General features: G+C 72.1%; 12 protein-coding genes. 2 read left to right on the top strand and 10 right to left on the bottom strand.

The window, feature by feature from the left end; all coding sequences use genetic code 11:
- Positions 1-21: 21 nt before the first annotated feature.
- The 5 genes from ELY19_RS19935 to ELY19_RS19915 all read right to left on the bottom strand — a co-directional run bounded on the left by ELY19_RS19935 (position 22) and on the right by ELY19_RS19915 (position 5,392).
- Positions 22-1,260: a glycosyltransferase gene (locus tag ELY19_RS19935; protein WP_126197859.1), complete on the bottom strand. Its 1,239-nt coding sequence runs from the start codon at positions 1,258-1,260 to the stop codon at positions 22-24.
- Between the two features lie 21 nt (positions 1,261-1,281).
- On the bottom strand, positions 1,282-1,893 hold the full coding sequence (locus ELY19_RS19930) for a TetR/AcrR family transcriptional regulator (protein WP_126197857.1): 612 nt from the start codon (positions 1,891-1,893) through the stop codon (positions 1,282-1,284).
- A 30-nt stretch (positions 1,894-1,923) separates the two neighbouring features.
- A complete protein-coding gene (locus ELY19_RS19925) occupies positions 1,924-2,700 on the bottom strand; it encodes a PIG-L deacetylase family protein (RefSeq protein WP_126197855.1) in 777 nt (258 codons plus the stop codon).
- 65 nt (positions 2,701-2,765) lie between these two features.
- The gene (locus ELY19_RS19920) at positions 2,766-4,430 is read right to left on the bottom strand and encodes an AMP-binding protein (protein ID WP_227966983.1); all 1,665 of its coding nucleotides are present in this window, start codon (positions 4,428-4,430) and stop codon (positions 2,766-2,768) included.
- Positions 4,427-5,392 (bottom strand): cyclase family protein, encoded by a 966-nt coding sequence (locus tag ELY19_RS19915; protein ID WP_126197853.1) that lies wholly within the window; start codon positions 5,390-5,392, stop codon positions 4,427-4,429. Before ELY19_RS19915 ends, ELY19_RS19920 begins: the two co-directional genes overlap by 4 nt.
- A 150-nt stretch (positions 5,393-5,542) precedes the next feature.
- Here ELY19_RS19915 and ELY19_RS19910 point away from each other — a divergent pair, with 150 nt between their 5' ends.
- Positions 5,543-6,493: a helix-turn-helix transcriptional regulator gene (locus ELY19_RS19910; protein ID WP_126197851.1), complete on the top strand. Its 951-nt coding sequence runs from the start codon at positions 5,543-5,545 to the stop codon at positions 6,491-6,493.
- A gap of 21 nt (positions 6,494-6,514) precedes the next feature.
- On the opposite strand, the gene ELY19_RS19905 is transcribed toward ELY19_RS19910, so the two are convergent.
- Genes ELY19_RS19905 through ELY19_RS19895 form a run of 3 tightly spaced genes read right to left on the bottom strand, consistent with a single transcriptional unit; the run spans position 6,515 to position 12,167 of the window.
- Positions 6,515-9,871, bottom strand: a complete 3,357-nt coding sequence (locus tag ELY19_RS19905; protein ID WP_126197849.1) for an ATP-binding protein — start codon at positions 9,869-9,871, stop codon at positions 6,515-6,517.
- Positions 9,868-10,662 carry a DUF4194 domain-containing protein gene (locus ELY19_RS19900; RefSeq protein ID WP_227966982.1) on the bottom strand — a complete coding sequence of 265 codons (795 nt, stop codon included), beginning with the start codon at positions 10,660-10,662 and terminating at the stop codon, positions 9,868-9,870. Before ELY19_RS19900 ends, ELY19_RS19905 begins: the two co-directional genes overlap by 4 nt.
- A gap of 2 nt (positions 10,663-10,664) precedes the next feature.
- Positions 10,665-12,167, bottom strand: a complete 1,503-nt coding sequence (locus tag ELY19_RS19895; protein WP_126197847.1) for a DUF3375 domain-containing protein — start codon at positions 12,165-12,167, stop codon at positions 10,665-10,667.
- Between the two features lie 153 nt (positions 12,168-12,320).
- Between ELY19_RS19895 and ELY19_RS19890 the strand changes: the two genes are divergently transcribed.
- Positions 12,321-13,352 carry a glycerophosphodiester phosphodiesterase family protein gene (locus ELY19_RS19890; RefSeq protein WP_126197845.1) on the top strand — a complete coding sequence of 344 codons (1,032 nt, stop codon included), beginning with the start codon at positions 12,321-12,323 and terminating at the stop codon, positions 13,350-13,352.
- Positions 13,353-13,661: 309 nt separating this feature from the next.
- Here ELY19_RS19890 and ELY19_RS19885 read toward each other — a convergent pair whose 3' ends face one another.
- Both ELY19_RS19885 and ELY19_RS19880 read right to left on the bottom strand, forming a co-directional pair.
- Complete coding sequence (locus tag ELY19_RS19885; RefSeq protein ID WP_126197843.1) at positions 13,662-14,807, bottom strand: VWA domain-containing protein; 1,146 nt, start codon at positions 14,805-14,807, stop codon at positions 13,662-13,664.
- On the bottom strand, positions 14,804-17,026 hold the full coding sequence (locus tag ELY19_RS19880; protein WP_126197841.1) for a DUF5682 family protein: 2,223 nt from the start codon (positions 17,024-17,026) through the stop codon (positions 14,804-14,806). The genes ELY19_RS19885 and ELY19_RS19880 overlap by 4 nt, the downstream gene beginning before the upstream one ends.
- Between the last annotated feature and the right edge of the window lie 4 nt (positions 17,027-17,030).

Genomic DNA, 17,030 nt, shown 5'->3' with positions numbered 1-17,030 from the left:
GCGCGGATTCCGTTAGCCCTGTTACTCGATCGTTATGGCGCGCTCCACCGCCGCGAGCACCGCCGATGCCCCGTCCTCCGCCGCGATCGCCCTGCTCAGCGCGCCGGCCGCCCTGCGATACGCGTCGTCGTCCGCGGCGGCACGTATCGCGTCGGCGAGAGTGGAAACCGTGACCTTCGTCCGCGGGATCGGGGCGGTCGCGGCGCCGAGCGCGTGGATCCGGTCCGCCCAGAAGAACTGGTCCGCGCCGGGCGACGGGAGCGGCACCGTCGGGACGCCGGCGCGGAGGGCGGAGGCGGTGGTGCCCGCGCCGCACGAGTGGACGACGGCCGCGAGACGCGGGAACAACCACGAGTACGGGGCGGCGCCGATGTTCAGGACGCCATCGCGGTCCGCGACCCTGAGCCCGGCGCCGCCCGCCTGGACGATCCCGCGGACGCCCGCGCGGCGGAGCGACTCGTCGGCGACCGCGGACAGGCGGTCGCGTTCGGCGGTCGGGACCATGAGCGAGCCGAGGCCGATGAGGACGGGCGGCGGACCGTCGGCGAGGAAGGCCACGAGATCGTCCGACGGTGCCCAGCTCTCCGGCTCCGGCGACCACCAGTAGCCGGTGACGTCGATGCCGGGCCGCCAGTCGGCGGGGCGGGGCAGCACTGCGGGGGACCAGCCGCCGAGGATGGGCTGCCCTGCCGCGGCGCGGTCGCGCCGGAGGCGGCGGGACGAACGCCGGGGGAGCCCGAGGTCGCGGCGGAGATCGGCCACGACGCCGTTGTACAGGCTGTCGACCGCGCGTTCGGCGGCGCGGCCGGCCACGAGGTTGAGCGGGCCGCCCACCGACCGTGTCGCGAGGAGACTGGGCGGGTACGCGCGCGTGGCGGAGATCGGCTGCAGGCGCAGCGGGATCCCCGGGACGCCGCGCGCCTCCGCGAGCGTCTGACCCGCGGGCTCGGCGAAGGGCGTCATGAGCACGACGTCGGCGGCCACGTCTTCGACGGCCCCGAGCAGCGTGCGGCTCAGCCGCCGGATCCCGGCGGGCCGCACCAGCGCCATCGCGTCCCTGAGGGAGGGGTCCCCGGACGGATCGCCGAGGTCCACGGCGATCGCGCGGGTGTCGATGCCGAGGGCCGCGGTCTCGGTGGCGAGCTCCGTGTTGGCCGTGATGGTGACCGTATGGCCGGCGCGCTGGAGACGCAGGCCGAGCCCGGCGAGCGGCATCGTGTCGCCCCGGGAGCCGTAGGTGGCGATCAGGACGTGGGCCATGGGTGCCTCGATTCGGTGGTGTCAGGGGGCGCAGGCGCGGAGGAAGGCGTCGACGAGGTCGTCGGCGTAGGCGTCCAGGTCGAAGCCGGGGTGGACGGTCCGGGCGAACACGGCGTTCCCGATCGCGCCGCGGACGGCGGAGGCGAGCGATGCGGGGTTGAGCGGACGGAACTCGCCGCTCTCGACGCCCTGCCCGAGGATGACCTCGAGCTCGACCCGGCTGCGGGCCTCGTCGTGCTCGGGATCGACCGGCAGGTCCCACAGCCGGATGCCGCCCTTGCCCCGGAAACCGTTGCCGATCTCGGTGATCGCGACCTGGTGTCCGGAGTGGGACTGCAGGTAGCCGAGGTGCGCGCGGATGTGGGCCTCGAGCTTGCCGGCGGCCGTCGGGGCCGCGTCGACGGCGGGGACCATCGCCTCGAACAGGGTGCGGTAGCACTCGGAGACGACCGCCGCGATGAGGGCGTCCTTGTCGCCGAAGTGGTAGAGCACGACGCTCATCGCCACCCCGGCGCGATCGGCGATCTTCCGGACGGAGGCCTGGGCGTAGCCGAGTTCGGCGATGGCTTCGATGGCGCAGGTGGTGATCTGGGCGCGGCGGGCCTGTTCGGTGAAGGTCTCCGTAGATCGCATGATCTAACTATAGATCATCTGATCTATTCCTCAGAGCAGTCGGTCCGCCGGCGACGTGGCGCCCGCCGGTTCGAGGTAGTACTCCGTGCCGACCAGTGGTGCCAGTGCCCACGCGGGGAGGCGCAGGACCAGGCGCAGGGCACGAGCGAGGCCGCCCGGCTTCGCGATCTCCGAGCGGTGCGCGGCGAGCGCGCGCTGTTTGGCGGCGACGTGCCGCCGCACATCGACGCGATGCGTGATCTCGGCGGCCGGGGTGAACCAGGTGCGCGCCTGCGCCACGTCCTCCGAGCGGAGCAGCCGGAGCCGGGAGGCGATGGACAGGATGCGCAGGACCGCCTCGCGCGGCGCCGTGGCCTCCGCCAGGCGGACGCCCGTGAGCTCGGCGGCCCGGCGGGCGATGCGGTGCACCGCGAGGTGGTCCCGGTGGCGGTAGCCGCCGGCCTCGTCGGACCCGAGAAGGAGATCGGCCGAGACCTCGCGCAGGATCGCCGCCAGGCGTTCCGCCGGCTCCTCGACCCCGGCGCGCGCGAGCCGCACCCGGCCAGGCGGGTCCGGGTACAGCTCGCCGCCGTGCCCACTGTCGGCGTAGCCGAGCCAGCGCACCTCGTGCACGCCCAGTTCCGCTGCCGCCGCGGACAGCTCGTCGAGCCGGCGCCGCGGGTCGGGTTCGTCGTCGCCGCGCATCATCCCGTCGGTGGCGACGACGATGACCACCCGGTGTCCCTCCGCGGCGAACCGCGCCAGCGTTCCGCCGGCGAGGAGCGTCTCGTCGTCCGGGTGGGCGTTGAGCGCGACGACCGAGGCCATGCGCTCTGTATAGCAGCTCCCCGGCCACGCGGCCCGCCGCCGGTATGGCGGCGGGTGCGGCGCGGTCAGGCGTCGCGGAGTTCGCGGCGCAGGATCTTGCCCGTCACCGTTTTCGGCAACTCCTCGACGATCCGCACCTCACGGGGGTACTTGTACGCGGCCATGCGTTCGCGACAGTGCGCGATGAGCTCCTCCGGGCCCGCGTCCGCCCCCGGCAGCAGACTGACGAACGCGCGGACGGTCTCCCCGCGGACCTCGTCCGGCACGCCCACGACGGCCGCCTCCCGGACCGCCGGATGCTCGGCGAGCACGTCCTCGACCTCGCGCGGCCACACCTTGTACCCGGAGGCGTTGATCATGTCCTTCTTGCGGTCCACGATGAACACCCAGCCGCGTTCGTCCATGAAACCCACGTCGCCGCTGTGCAGCGCCCCGCCGGGGATCCCCGCCGCGGTCTCCTCGGGCTTGTTCCAGTACCCGGCGACCACCTGCGGTCCCTCGGCGACGATCTCGCCGATCTCCCCGAGCGGGAGGTCGGCACCGTCGTCCCCGACGATCCGCACCACGGTCGACGGTGCCGGCAGCCCCACCGACAGCGCACCGGAGTCCGGATCGACGGGGATCTCCACACCGTACGGGGAGACCGTCATGGGACTCGTGGTCTCCGTGAGCCCGTAGGCGTTGTGCAGCGGCCGGCCGGTGGCTTCGGCGAAGCGCCGCGCGGCCGTCGGCGAGATCGGGGCGCCGCCCGAGTACACCGACGTGAGGGAGGAGAACGCATCGCGGTCGTAGCCCGGATGGTTGAGCAGCGCGTTGAACGCCGTGACCGCGCCGATCGTGCACGTGGGGCGGTGCTCGCGCATCGCCTCCAGCATTACCGCGGGATCGAACCGGTACGCCAGGATCATCGGCATCGGGGCGAGCATGCTCAGCGCGATGTGCCCGATGAGGCCCGTGATGTGGAACAGGGGCGCGATCGCCAGCACCGCCGCCTCGGGTGCCGGCGCGAACTTCGCGGCATCGCGGTAGACGGTCGCGGTGAACACGACGTTGCGGTGGGTGTTGATCGCGCCCTTCGGCTTCCCCGTCGTGCCCGAGGTGTAGGTGAGGAAGGCGGTGTCGCCCGGTGCCGGGTGGACCGGCGGTGGTGCCTCGCCCCGGTGCGCCGCGATGAACTCCAGCAGGTCCGCCGCCCCGTCGGGCGTCGCACGACGGGGCGCGGGGAAGAGCCGCGGGTCGGCGCGGGTCTGCAGGTCGAGACCGCTGGTCGTGAACACGGTGCGGACGTCGGTGCCGGGCAGCACGTCGCGAGCGATCTCCTCGTACAGGTCGTCGAGCGCGATGAGTGCGGTAGCGCCCGAGTCGAGGAGCAGGTTCTCGAGCTCCCTGGCGCGGCTCATCGGATTGATCGAGACGGTGCAGCCGCCGGCTTTCCAGGCCGCGATCATCCCGATCACGAACTGGGGCACGTTCTGCAGGTACAGGGCCAACCGGTCGCCCGGCGCGAAGCCCTCGGCGAGCAGACCGGCCGCCAGCGCGTCCGTCAGCTCGTCGAGCTCGCGGCGGGTGATCGCCCCGTCGAAGTACCGGATCGCCACCTGGTCGGGGTGGCTCGCGAGGCCGGCCCGGAACATGTCGAGCGCGTTGTCGAAGGCGATGTCGACCTCGTCCGGCAGGGTCTCGTACCGGCCCAGCCACGGGCGCTGCGCGTACGCCGTCTCCGCGGTCACTTCACGACGACCGGGTTGACGGGCGCACCGCTGCCCTGCGCGATCTTGAGCGGGGCCGCGGTGTACATGAACTCGTAGACGCCGTCGGCGGCGCAGTCCGCGGCGAGCGCTTCGAGGTCGGTGATCTCCGTGAAGACGACGCCCAGGTTGCGCATCAGCGCGCAGTGCAGGGTGAGCGCGACGCCGTTGTTCTGGTCGGTCGTGACCTCGTTGGCGATGGTGTCGGTGACCAGGTTCGGGATCTCCCGGTCGGCGAACCACTGCACCAACTCGGGGCTGTACTGCAGGCCCGGTTCGCAGAAGCCCTCGTAGAAGGCTTCACCCAGTTCGAAGAACAGCTGCAGGTAGTTGGTGCGGAGGAGCAGTACGTCGCGCGGGCGCAGCTCCACGCCCTGTGCGGCGGCGCACGCCTCCAGGTCGGTGTGGTCGAAGGTCTCCGCGGTATCGAGGTGCTCCCTGCCGCGGAAGCGCGCCATGTCGAGCAGTACGCCGCGGCCCACGACGCCGCGCTGCGCGATCGGCTCGACGCTCGCGACGTCCATACCGCCCACGGTGGTGCGGGCGTCGTAGCCGTTCCACAGCTTCCCGTCGTACCAGACGTGCCCCAGGGCGTCGTACTGTGTGGAGCCCTGCAGGAAGGCGTCGATCTTGTCGTCGGCGTAGTGCAGGCCGCCCGGGAACTGCGGTGCCTCGGCGCCGTCCCAGCTGGCCTCGTCCATGATCTGCGTGCGGACCGCGGGGCTCCGGCCGGGCCAGACGGGGTCGCCCTTCGGGTCGCCGATGAGCCGCTGCAAGGTGAAGACCTTGCCGCTGCGGACCAGTGCCGCCGCGGCGATCGCCTGCTCCGGGCCGAGGTAGTTGAGCGAGCCCACCTCGTCGTCCGGACCCCACTTGCCCCAGTTCGACGGTGCCTCCGCGAGCAGTTCGCCGAGCGCGGGCGCGGTCACGGTCTGTTCGGTCATCGGTCCTCCTTGTTCGACGGTGCACCGGGCCGGCCCGGTGGTGACGAGTGTCACAATCGAAGGTAGGAAGCGCGTGCCGGCGGAACGTTCGCCCGCGCGCACGGTTCTTTCGCGCAGGCGCACGCGCCGCGGGGAAGGGAGGAGCAGGGCGTGCCGTACACCATCGACGGCCTGGTCACCGGGGCCGAGCGGAGGCTCACCGGGGCGCGCGCCCACGGCGCGTGGCGGGACTGGTGCAGCGGCGTCCACGGCGAGTTCGACATCTCCTTCCACGGCGACGGCTACCGCGGCGACGTCCTGCGCCAGCGCACCGACGAGTACCAGCTGGTGTCGTGGACCAGCCAGCGCGAGCACGTGCGGCGCGATGCGCGCGGCATCCGCAACGATCCCCGCGGCCACTACGAGCTGTTCATGCCCCTGAAGGGCGCCCTGCACGTCGGCGGCGACGTCACCGAGGACGCTCTGACACCGGGGGAGATGGTCCTCGTCTCCATCGACTCGCCGTTCGTCCTGGCGCACGACGACGACGTCTCCGCGCTCGCTCTGCTCATCCCCGAGCATCGCGTCGCCCGGACGCTCGGCTCGGTCGCCAAGGAGGGCGTGCGGCTGCGCGGCGGCCGCGGGCTGGGCCGGGTCACCCGCGACCTCGCGGCGGCGCTCATCGACGAGCGCGACCGGCTCACCGCGGCGGAGTTCGACGCCGCCTGCGACCGCGCCGTGGACCTGTTCTGCCTGGCCGCGAGCGGGGAGTCCGACGGTGCCGGTACCGCCGACGGCGAGGTCCGGGCCGCGGTGCTCCGGCACGTCCGGGCGCACGCCACCGAGCCGGACCTCAGCCTGGCCGGGGTCGCCGCGGCCGTCGGCTGGTCCGCCCGGCACATCCAGGCGGTGCTCTCGCGCACGGGCGAGACCTTCTCCGACGCGGTGCGCGGGGAGCGACTCGATCTGGCCCGGGACCGGCTCACCGATCCGCGCTGGGCGAGCCGCGGGATCTCCTTCATCGCGGACTCGGTGGGCTACGGCTCGGCGAGCGCGTTCAGCACCGCGTTCCGCCGGCGGTTCGGACGCTCGCCCCGCGCGCACCGCGCGGCGGCCGACTGACGTCCGCGATCCGCGGGCCGGTCAGCGCGACGGGGTCAGCTCGCCGAACGTGGCGTACCGGGCGTCCGAGCGGGCACCGTCGGGCGTGACCTGCTTGTCCACCAGGATCACCTGCCCGATGAAGGGCTCCACGATGCCGACCATGCGGATCGGCGCGGCGATGATGAGCTGGAAGCCGAACTGCTCGAAGGCCCGCAGCGACTGTGCGGAGAACCGCTCGTCGGATTTGCTGAACGCCTCGTCGAGCATGAGCGGCGCGAACGCCGGCTCGTTCGATCCGTCGATCCCGTGGCTGCCGAGGGCGAAGCTCAGTGCCGCCGCCAGGCAGAAGGCGACCAGCTTCTCCTGCTCGCCGCCCGAGTTGGTCGCGGTGTTGCGGTAGGTGACCACCGCGGGGGCGTCCGGCTCTGCGCCGACGGCGTTCTCGCGGCCGTAGAACGAGTATCCGGTGCGGACGTCGAGGACGTTCTCCGTCCAGCGTCGCGATTCGGGGTCGTCGCCGGTGAGCCGCAGCACCAGGCCGCGGATCCGTTTGAACTGCGCGGCCATCGCCGCGGGTTCCGCCCGCTTCGCGGCGGGGGCGTCGCGAACCATCTCGTCGACGAGTTTCGCGAACTCCTGTGCCTCCGGTGTCGGCCGGGCGGCGTAGGCGATCTGCAGGTAGGTGCCCTCGTTGAACTCCACCCGGCGCAGGCCCGCGTTGACGTCGGCGATACCGCGGGTGATCGCGCGGTGCGTGTCGTCGACCTCCTTGAACAGGTTCGACACCGAGTGGCTGACGTCGGTCGTGATGAGCCGCCGGAACTTCTCCGTCGCAGCAGCCAGCCCGTGCGCGACGAGGTTCTCGTGCACGGCGACGAAGTCCGGGGCGGACGCCACATCGGCGGACAGCTCGGTCGAGGCGTCGGGCCACTCACGCAGGAACTGCTCCGCGGTGCGCACTATCCGCGCCTCGGCCGCGTCCCGTTCCGCGGTGGCCGCCGCCTGCTGGCGCTCCAACTCGGCGCGGAGGTCGGCGCGGACCTCGCCGAAGTTCTCCAGCGTCAGGCGGCGCGGCTCATCTCCGGTGAGCAGGTGCCACAGCGCGGTCGCCAGGAAGTCCTCGTCCTCCTCGGTGAGCTTCGGCGCGCTCTCGGCGTCGATCTTCTCGAACTCGGCGAGGAGATCGTCGAACTCGGTCCCGGCGCGGTTCATGGTCTCCGTGAGCGCACCGATCCGGGTCTGCGCCTCGGCCAGTTCGCCGTACGCGTTGTCGGCCTGGAGCTCGAGCTCTCCGAGGTTCGCGTTGCCGGAACGGGCGTCGGAGATCCGATCGGCCAGCTCCTCGGCCTCGGCCTTCGCCGCCCAGTGGTCGAGTTCGGCCCACGACGTGTAACCCAGCACCCCGGCCGCGCTGTCCGCGACCGCCTTGTGCTCGGCGAGGTCGTCGCGCAGCGTCGCGGACGCCTCGGCGGCCTTGGCGTGCACCGCCGCCAGTTCGTCGCGACGGCGCTGCAGGGCTTCGCGCTTGCTGCCGGTGTTGGTGCCGAGCACCCACTGCGAACGGTCGGCGACGGCGCGGCGATCGTCCTTGCGGAACCGGCCGCCCGCGTTCTTGACCAGTCCCTCCGGGGTCACGGCCTGCTCGTGCTTCTCCAGTTCGGCGGGGGAGTCCACGCAGGTGTGCCGGGCGGCGCGGGCGACCGCGCCCGCCAGCCAGCGTCCGGCCGCGGTCGACGTATCGACCGTGAGCTTGGCGGCCAGCGACCCGGGCTCCGGGCGGGTGGGGTCGGCACCGTCGACCACCTGGTAGGTGAGCACGCCGTGGACGCGGTTGGCGTTGACGTAGTCGGCGACCGCGCGCTGGTGCTCGGCGGGCACGAGCAGCGTCGTGGCCAGCGGCCGCAGGACGCGTTCGGCGGCGCCCGCCCACGTCGCCTGCTCCGCGGGCTCGACGTCGATCAGCTCCGCCGCGTACGGCAGCTCCTCGGCGGGAACCCCGGTGGCGCGGGCGATCACGTCGCGCTGGTCGAGCAGAGCGGGCGGCAGCAGCGAGGCCCGGCGATCCAGGACGGAGAGCTCGTCGTCGACGGCCTCGACGGCGCGGCGCGCGTCCGACTCGTCCGTGTACGCGGAGTGCACGCGCGCGGCGAGTGCCTCGGCGGCCTCGGTGGCGCGGTCGCGGATACCGGGGACCTGTTCGCGCAGCGCGGCGAACTCCTCCGCCGACTCCGGCGCCCGCTCGCCGAGCTTCTCGACGGCGGCGGCGAAGCGCTCGTAGGCGCGTTGGCGGGCCTGGGTCTGGAGCTCGCGGGACTGGAGCTCGGCCTCGAGGACGCCGACCTCGCCCTGCTCCTGCCGGAGCCGGTGCAGCAGGTCGTTGTAGCGCATCTTGCGCTCCTCGGCCCGGTCCTCCCAGTGGGCGATCTGCGCGTCCATGCCGGCGCGCTCGCCCTCGATGCGGTCCATCTGCTCCTGCAGCAGGCGCAGCTTGTGCCCGCGCAGGTAGGACCGCACGGGCGCGCCGAGCAGGTCCGCAGCGCGGGTGGTCCCGACGGTGGCGGAGCGGTACGTCTCGTAGGCCTCCGGCATGGGCCGCAGGACCTTCTCCTGCGCTTCCGCGCGTGCCGCGGCCCGGTACGCCTCGTCGAGCTGGGTGAAGTTCTCCACGAGGCGCTCGGCGCGGGCGTAGGTCTGCGGCCGGTCCAGCATGTACGTGCGGATGAAGGCGTCGAGGTCGCCGACGTTCTTCATCGCCTTGGCCTTGCCGAGCAGCGCGAGCGCTGCTGAGGACGTACCGATACCGACGCGGCGGCGGAGCGCGTCCTGGTACGCGGCCTGCGTGTCGAAGGACTCGACGCCGCTGTGCCGCGATCGCCAGCCCCGGGTGTCGAAGCCGGCGGTCGCCCACTCCTGCAGATCCAGGAGATCGAAGGCGCCGGAGTGGATCTGGTACCAGGATTTGAGCGAGGCGCCGTCCGTGCCGCTGCCCGGGAACCACTTCACGGCGACGGCCGTCGTGACGTTGCCCGCGCCGTTGTCGTAGGTCGCGGCGACCGCCGACCACGTGGCCGAATCCCCGCGCAGGTACTGCACCTTGGACTGCTGGTGCTCGTCGTCGTTGACCGACCACGCGCCGCGGACGTAGTCCGCCAGGGAGCGGGCGGCGCGCTTGGCGCCCTTCGCCGTCATGTCGGCGGACGCGTTGAAGGACTGGTCGTAGGTGGGCAGCAGCACCACCGAGTGCGCGTCCATGAGCGAACTCTTGCCCGAGCCCGACGGTCCCGTGAGGATCACGCCCCGCTCATCGATCGGGAAGTCCTTGTAACCGTCGAACGTGCCCCAGTTGACCACCTGCAGGCGGGTGAGGCGGTACTGGCCGAGATGCTTGCGGGTCACTGGGGCTCCTGCGTCTCGTTCTCGGGTTCGACGGTGGCGTCCTCGCCGTCCTGGTCATCCGCCCCGTCGACGGGCGCCGCCGCCTCTCCGAGGTCCTGGTCGGTACTGGCGAGGTCGCGGTAGGCGGCGGTGTACAGGTCCACCTGCTCGGGGGTGAGCAGGGAGGCGATCACCGCGTGCACGGCGTACCGGTCGCTGGTGCCCACCCGGCGGATCAGCCGGCGGGTCTCCAGCTGGTTGATCGCGGCGTCGGCCTTCTTGATGAAGCCGGCCTCGTCGGTGTCGCGGGCGGGGCGGAAGGTGAGGAGATGGTCGATCATCTCCTGGCGCTCGACGACCGCCGTCTCGTCCGGGCTGGACAGGTGCTTGAGGCGCAGGAACAGTGCGAGCACGGAGGCGGCGAGCGAGAGACTCTGGGCGCGGAGCAGGTTCCGCTGGCGGGGGTCGTTCTCGCTGACCTGGCGGGTGAAGGCGTGCTTGGTCTCGCGGTTGATCTCCAGCAGCAGGTTCAGTTCGGAGAGCCGGCTGCGCAGCAGCGTCTCCTCGGCCTCGATGACGGCCCAGTTCTTGGACTTGGCCGAGACGTGCGGCGCCGCGATCAGCTCCTGCAGGGCGTAGCAGACCGAGTTCGGCAGCGCGGAGGTGTCGCCGTCGAAGCGGGGCGCGGTGTCGGCGCCGCGCAGCGACTTCACGGCGTCGTCATCGGCGATGCTGAAGTCCGCGAGGTCGATCTCGGGCAGGGCCTCGCCGGCGGCGATGTCCAGGGAGTCGTCCACGGTCTCGTCGGTCACACTCACTCCTCGAACAGGGTGGTCGGCTCGGGCGCGGCCGAGGCGGGGGTCAGGGGCGGGAGCGCGGCGGCGAACTCCACGTGCGGCACCGTCAGTTCGCGGGGCCCGCGGGCCGTGTGCGCGACGACGGTGACCGGGCGGTCGGCGTCGACGGTGCCGTACCGCGCGCCGAGCGACCAGACCCCGACGACGTCGCCGGCGCGCGGCGCGCCGATGGCCTCGAGGACCTCGGAGAGGGTCGCAGCGTCGAACGCACTGACCTGATGGTTGATCGCGGAGGCGAGGGCGTCCCAGTCGATCGCCTCCCGGCCGACGAGGCGGGCCGGGTCGATGGTGAACTCGCCCGAGGTCTCGCGCACCTCGGGCGGCAGAGTCACGACGCCGTCGTGGAACCGCAGGGCGCCGACGGAGCTGGTGTCGACGGCCGACATGGGGACGGCGAGGCCCGTGTCGCGCCCGGCAGGCACGGCGTCGAAGGCGTCGACCGCCGCGCGCTGCGCCTCGGTGATCCGGGCACGCAGCGACTGGTACTGCAGGAAGTCGCCGTCCTTGACGAACGTGTTGATGCGCCGATAGACCTGCCCGCGGATCTCGTCGACGCGCTGGACCTGCATCCACATGCGGTCGAGGAAGCCGGTGAGGGAGTCGCGCAGGTCGTCGGGCAGGGCGACCTCGGTGACCACCGCAGCGACGGAGGTCTCGAGCTGGCGGCGCAGGCGGTGGTCGGAGAGCAGCGTGTAGAAGGCGTCGAAGGCCTTGCCCTCGGGGGTGTTCGCGAGCTCGTCGTGGCCGTCGAAGAGACGCTGCAGGGTCTTCGCGTAGGCCTCGGCCTCTGTGGAGTCGGAGGCGTCCAGGCCGTGCGTGAGGAGGGCGCGCGTGTGCTCGCGGAGCTTCTCGCCGTAGCCGAGGATGTCGGCCGGCATCCGCTCGGCGAGCGAGCTGACGATCTTGAGGTCGTCGACCACCTTGTCGCGGTCGTACTCGGGGACCAAGCCGGCGCGCAGGGCCTCGCGGCGGCGGGTGAGCTCGGCGATCTGCTCGTCGAGGGCACGCAGGTGGTCGTCGGGGTCGGAGCTGACGGTGACGGCGACCGCGGACAGTCGTGCTGTGACCAGTTCCAGCGCGGTCTCGGTGGCGACGTTGCGGTCCAGCGACACGGCCTGCACCTGGCCGAGGGCCGTCGTCGCGCCGCGGGTGAGCTGGATGGTTTCCCGATCGTCCTCGTCGAGGGTGCGTGAGACGTACCCCGCCTTGACCCAGCTGTCGAGGACGTCCGGTCCGGCGGGGACCGGCCGCGCGCGCTCGGTGAAGTGGTGTGCAAGGGACTGCAGGTCGGCGGTGAGCGCGTCGGCCAATTCCTCCGCGTCGACGGGGCCGGTACCCAGCCGGGCGGCCATCAGCGCCAGGTAGGCGACCGCGTTGGGGGAGCGGAGGAGACGGAGCGCGACGTCGTTGTCGGCGTTGTCCGTGAACGCGGCGTACAGCTGCGCGGCCGACTGCGCCATCGTGTACCTCCCGTTCGTCAGCGACGGTCCAGTGTATCGATGGCGCGGTGGCGGGCGGGGGACCGGGACGACCTCAGGCTCGAGATGATCGGTGTCGTCGCTCGTAACGCGGCGGACAGGTGTGATTCACCGGCGCGGCCTAGCGTACGGGCCATGATTCCGCGCCGCGTCGCCGTCGTCTCGCTGTGCCTCGCGCTGCTGGTGGGCGCCCTGCCGGCGGCGCCGACCGGAGCTGCGCCACGGACCGTCGACCTGCAGGCGCACCGGGGAGGGCTCGGCCTGCAGACGGAGTCGACGCTGGAGGGCTTCTCCGCCGCGATGCGGCTCGGCGTGACCACGCTGGAGCTGGACACGCAGGTGACGAGGGACCGGAAGGTCGTGATAACGCACGACCGGAAGGTCGACCCGAAGAAGTGTGCCGACACCGCGCCCGCGACGGCCGGCGACCCGCAGTACCCGTACGTCGGCAAGTACGTCCGCGACCTCACCTACGCGCAGATCCGCACCATGAACTGCGGCTACGAGAAGGTCAACGCCACGCAGAGGGCGGTCGACGGCGCACGGATGCCGCAGCTGCACGAGCTCTTCGACCTCGTTCGCGTGCGCCGTTCGCCGGTGCGGATGAACATCGAGACCAAGGTGGAGGCGGGGGCACCGTCGGAGACGGCACCGCGCGGCGAGTTCGTGCGCGCCGTGGCGGGGGAGATCACCCGCTCGGGTCTCGCCGGACAGGTGACGATCCAGAGCTTCGACTGGACGGCCCTACGGGAGATCGGACCGCTGCTGCCGGGCGTGGAGCTGATCGCGCTCACCAACGGCGAGCAGTTCCTGCAGACCGGGAAGTCGGGAGCCTCGCCGTGGCTCGGCCTCGACGTCGACGCCTTCGGCGGTGACTGGGTGCGGGCCGCCCAGGCGACGATCCCCGGCCTGACCGCGATCTCGCCGGTGCAGGGCGATCCGCAGGACGGCGGGATCGGCGACCCGGGTTTCGCGCGGTTCACGACCGCCGCGCTGATCCGGCGTGCGCACGACCTCGGCCTGAAGGTCATCCCGTGGACGGTGAACGATCCCGCGACGATGCGGGCGTTGATCGACGACGGTGTCGACGGGCTCATCACCGACTATCCGGATCGTGCGCGCGTCGTGCTCCGAGAACTCGGGATCGCGCTCCCCGCGGCGTCCTGACCGCGGCTACGGAGTCGGCGAGTTCGAACCGTTTGCCGAATCCGCTACAGTGCAGATTCATGAAGATGAGGAATGTCGGAATCGCGGTGGTCGTCGCTCTGCTCCCGGTGACGGCAAGGTGACCCTGGACTGCGGGTCTCAAAGCTCTTGAGCCCGGCAAGGAGTTCCCTTGCAAGGCGACCGGTTCCAACGGTGCCACCGGCACGCTCACCGTGAAGGTGGGGCCGATGGACGGCCAGGACAGCTGGGAGATCAAGCCCGACTGACCGGTGGCGGTGCGCCCGGGCGATGTCCCGGTGCGCGGTGTCGTCAATCGCCCATTCCGCGTTTGCTGAGCTCGGTACGGTCGGCCCAGCCCACGATGTCGCCACGGCTCAGCGCCACGGCGAGGAGGTCGGGGAAGGCGTCCGGGGTGCAGGCGAACGCGGGGATCCCCATGCCCGCCAACGCCGCCGCGATGTCGCGGTCGAACGACGGTGCGCCCTCGTCCGACAGCGCGAGGAGCACCACCACCTGCACGCCCGCCGCCTGCAACTGGGCGACGCGGGTCAGCATCTCGTCCCGCACGCCGCCCTCGTACAGGTCGGAGATCAGCACGAAGATGCTGTCCTGCGGGCGAGTGATCAGGCTTTGGCAGTACGCGATCGCGCGGTTGATGTCGGTGCCGCCGCCGAGTTGCGTACCGAACAGGACATCCACCGGGTCGTCGAGCTGATCCGTCAGGTCCACCACTTCGGTGTCGAAGACCACCAGCGACGTCCGCACGGACCTCATCGTGGCGAGCACGGCCCCGAACACCGCGGAGTACACGACGGAAGCGGCCATCGACCCGGACTGGTCGATCGCCAGCACGATGTCCTTCGACACGGACTGCGATCGGCGGCCGTACCCGATGAGGCGTTCCGGGACGACGGTCCGGTGCTCGGGCAGGTAGTTCTTCAGGTTCGCCGCGATGGTGCGATTCCAGTCGACGTCGCGCAGCCGCGGCCGGTGGGTCCGGGACGCCCGGTTGAGGGCTCCGGTGACCGTCGCCCGCGTCCGGTCGGCGATCCGCCGCTCGACCTCGTCGACCACCCGCCGCACCACCGATCGTGCCGTGGCCTTGGAGGTCTCGGGGATCGCCCGTCCGAGTGAGATGAGCGTGGTGACGAGTTCGATGTTCGGCTCCACCGCCTCCATCAGTTCGGGCTCCAGGAGCAGCTGGTGCAGCCCCAGGCGCTCGACCGCATCGTGCTGCATCACCTGGACCACGGACGAGGGGAAGTACCCCCGGATGTCACCGAGCCACCGCACCACCGACGGCGCCGACGTGCCGAGGCCCGCACCGCGTTTGCCCGCGCCGTCGTACAGCGAGGCCAGTGCCTTGTCGATCCCCGCATCGGCGCTCGTCAGCGCCGGCAGACCGTCCGCCGCGCCGCCGAGCAGCAGACGCCACCGGCGATCCCGTTCCGTCATGTCGCCCCCTCCGCGATGCCGAGCAACCGCGCGGCGGTCGCGAGGGCGGCGCCCGTGAGCTCGGCGTCGAAACTCCTGGTCTCCGCGTCGGTGCGCCCGCCTTCGATCCTGCCGATGCGGTCGCCGATGTTGCGCCGCACGCCGGGATCGAACTCGGCGAAGGTTCGCCGCAGAAGGGGGAGCACGTCGATGAACTCCTGCTCGCCCAGCCCCACCAGCCACTCGTCGAGCACCCCCAGCACGGCGGGGTCGTGCACCAGCACGATGCCGCTGCGTCCGAGGAATCCCGCGATCCAGGCGGCCTTCGCGTCCGGGGGAACCCCGGAGGAGAGGGCACGGTGCAGGCGGACCGCGGCGTCGGCACCGTCGAGAAGCCCCGCGTCGAGGAGGAGACGGGTCACCCGGCCCACGAGGGAGCCGTGCACGTCCGGCCGGTCCGCGACGACGCGCAGCGCGCCGTACCACCGCTCGCGGTCACCCTCGGTGAGCAGCCCGACGGTGTCCTCGACCGCGTCCACCCGCTGTACGAGCCGGACCGCGGCATCCTCACCCAGGCCGGTGACCGCCGCCGGCAGGCCGATGCACACGCGTAGCAGCAGTCCCGCCGCGACGTCGGCGAGCGCCCCGGTGTCGGTGCCGCGGGTGTCGCCGTAGCGCTGAGTACGGCCCAACGCCGGCAGCGCCGCCATCAGCGCGTCGACGTCGTGGGCGACGGCGGCACGGTTCTCGATGGCGTGGAGCAGCACCGATACGGCGTCCGGAAGATCCGCCAGCAGCGCCGCCTCGAGCGCGGACGTCACCTCGGCGAGAGAGGTCGCCTCCTCGGCGGTGGCCGCGAGTCTGCGCGTCGCGGCCACCGGCACGGTGGTCCCCCACACGGAGGCGACCACGACGTCGACCGAAAGCTCGGGCCGCCACTGGACCGCCCAGCCCTCCTTGAACGTGCCCTTGCCGCTGGTCTCCGCGGGCTCGCCCCATTCCACGCCGAGCAGCCGTAGGCGGTGCAAGAGCCGCGAGCGTTCGACGTCGCCGGGTTTGCGCAGGTCCAGGACGATCTGTTTGACGGCCGGGGACGGCTTGAACCGGAGCGAGCGCGCCGTGCGGTCGATGTCCGCCTGGAGCGGGACGACCGGGAGATCCTCGGGGACGGTGCCGAGCCGCTCGCCGACCACGGCCCGTCTCCGGACCAGATCCGCGCGCTCCGTGGAACCGTCGCAGAGCACGGCCAACGTGGCCTCCTCCACCTCCGAGAGGCCCGCCAACGGCCGCCTGCGCAGCGCGGCGAGCGTCTCCGCGAGTCTGGTCGCCTCGATGATGTGCGCCGACGAGACGGCGACGTCCTCGGAGCGCAGGAGCTCGGCGACGCCCGTCAGCCACCGCACCACCACCTCGTCCGGCTCGGTGGTGAACAGGTGGTGGTACCACCCCGGCGAGGTGACGCCGGCCCCGTAGCCGGAGGCCGAGGACAGCCGCGAATGGGTCCACGGCACCCACGCGGCACGGGATTTCACCTTCGGCGCACCGGCGAGGACCTTGGCATCGGCGGCCGCACTCGGCAGCGTCCCGGTGAGCGCCGGTACGTGCCACGCTCCGCAGATCACGACCACCGTCTCGACACCGTCGCGTTTCATGGCGGCGCGCAGGCACTTACGCATGTGGGCTTCGCGCCGCTCCTCCCGCGACGGTGATGAAGAGTTGCCCGGCGGGGCCGGAGCCACTGCCTCGCGCACCGCCCGCATGGCGCCGCCGAGGGAACCGAAGACGTCGGACTCGCCCCGGGATTCGATGACGTCGTCCCACCACCGTTCGGCGTCGTCGTACCCGGCGGCGGCCGCCAGGGCCGCGATCGGGTCGGCGCGCACGGGGTCGTCGGAGTCCTGGTCGTCGTTCTCGCCGCGGTCCGCGAGCGTCTGCGCGACCGGCAGGTCGATGAACTCCGCGGGAACCCCGCGCGCGACGGCCCAGCTCGCCGCCTGCCATTCGGGGGAGAAGACGGCGAAGGGCCAGAACGCGGAGGTGGAGGGATCGTCGGCCGCGTATCCGAGCAGCGCGACAGGCGGTTGCAGGCCGGGGTCCGCGATGTGCTGCAGGAGGTCCGTGGCGTCCGCCGGCCCCTCGATCAGCACGACCTCGGGGCGCAGCCGCTCGAGCTCCGCCACCACCGCACGGGCGGACCCCGGGCCGTGGTGGCGGACCCCCAGAACGTGGACAGCGGTCACCGCG

The organism is Tsukamurella paurometabola, assembly GCF_900631615.1.
Lineage (GTDB): Bacteria > Actinomycetota > Actinomycetes > Mycobacteriales > Mycobacteriaceae > Tsukamurella > Tsukamurella paurometabola_A.
This window is presented reverse-complemented; position numbering and strand designations above follow the sequence as displayed.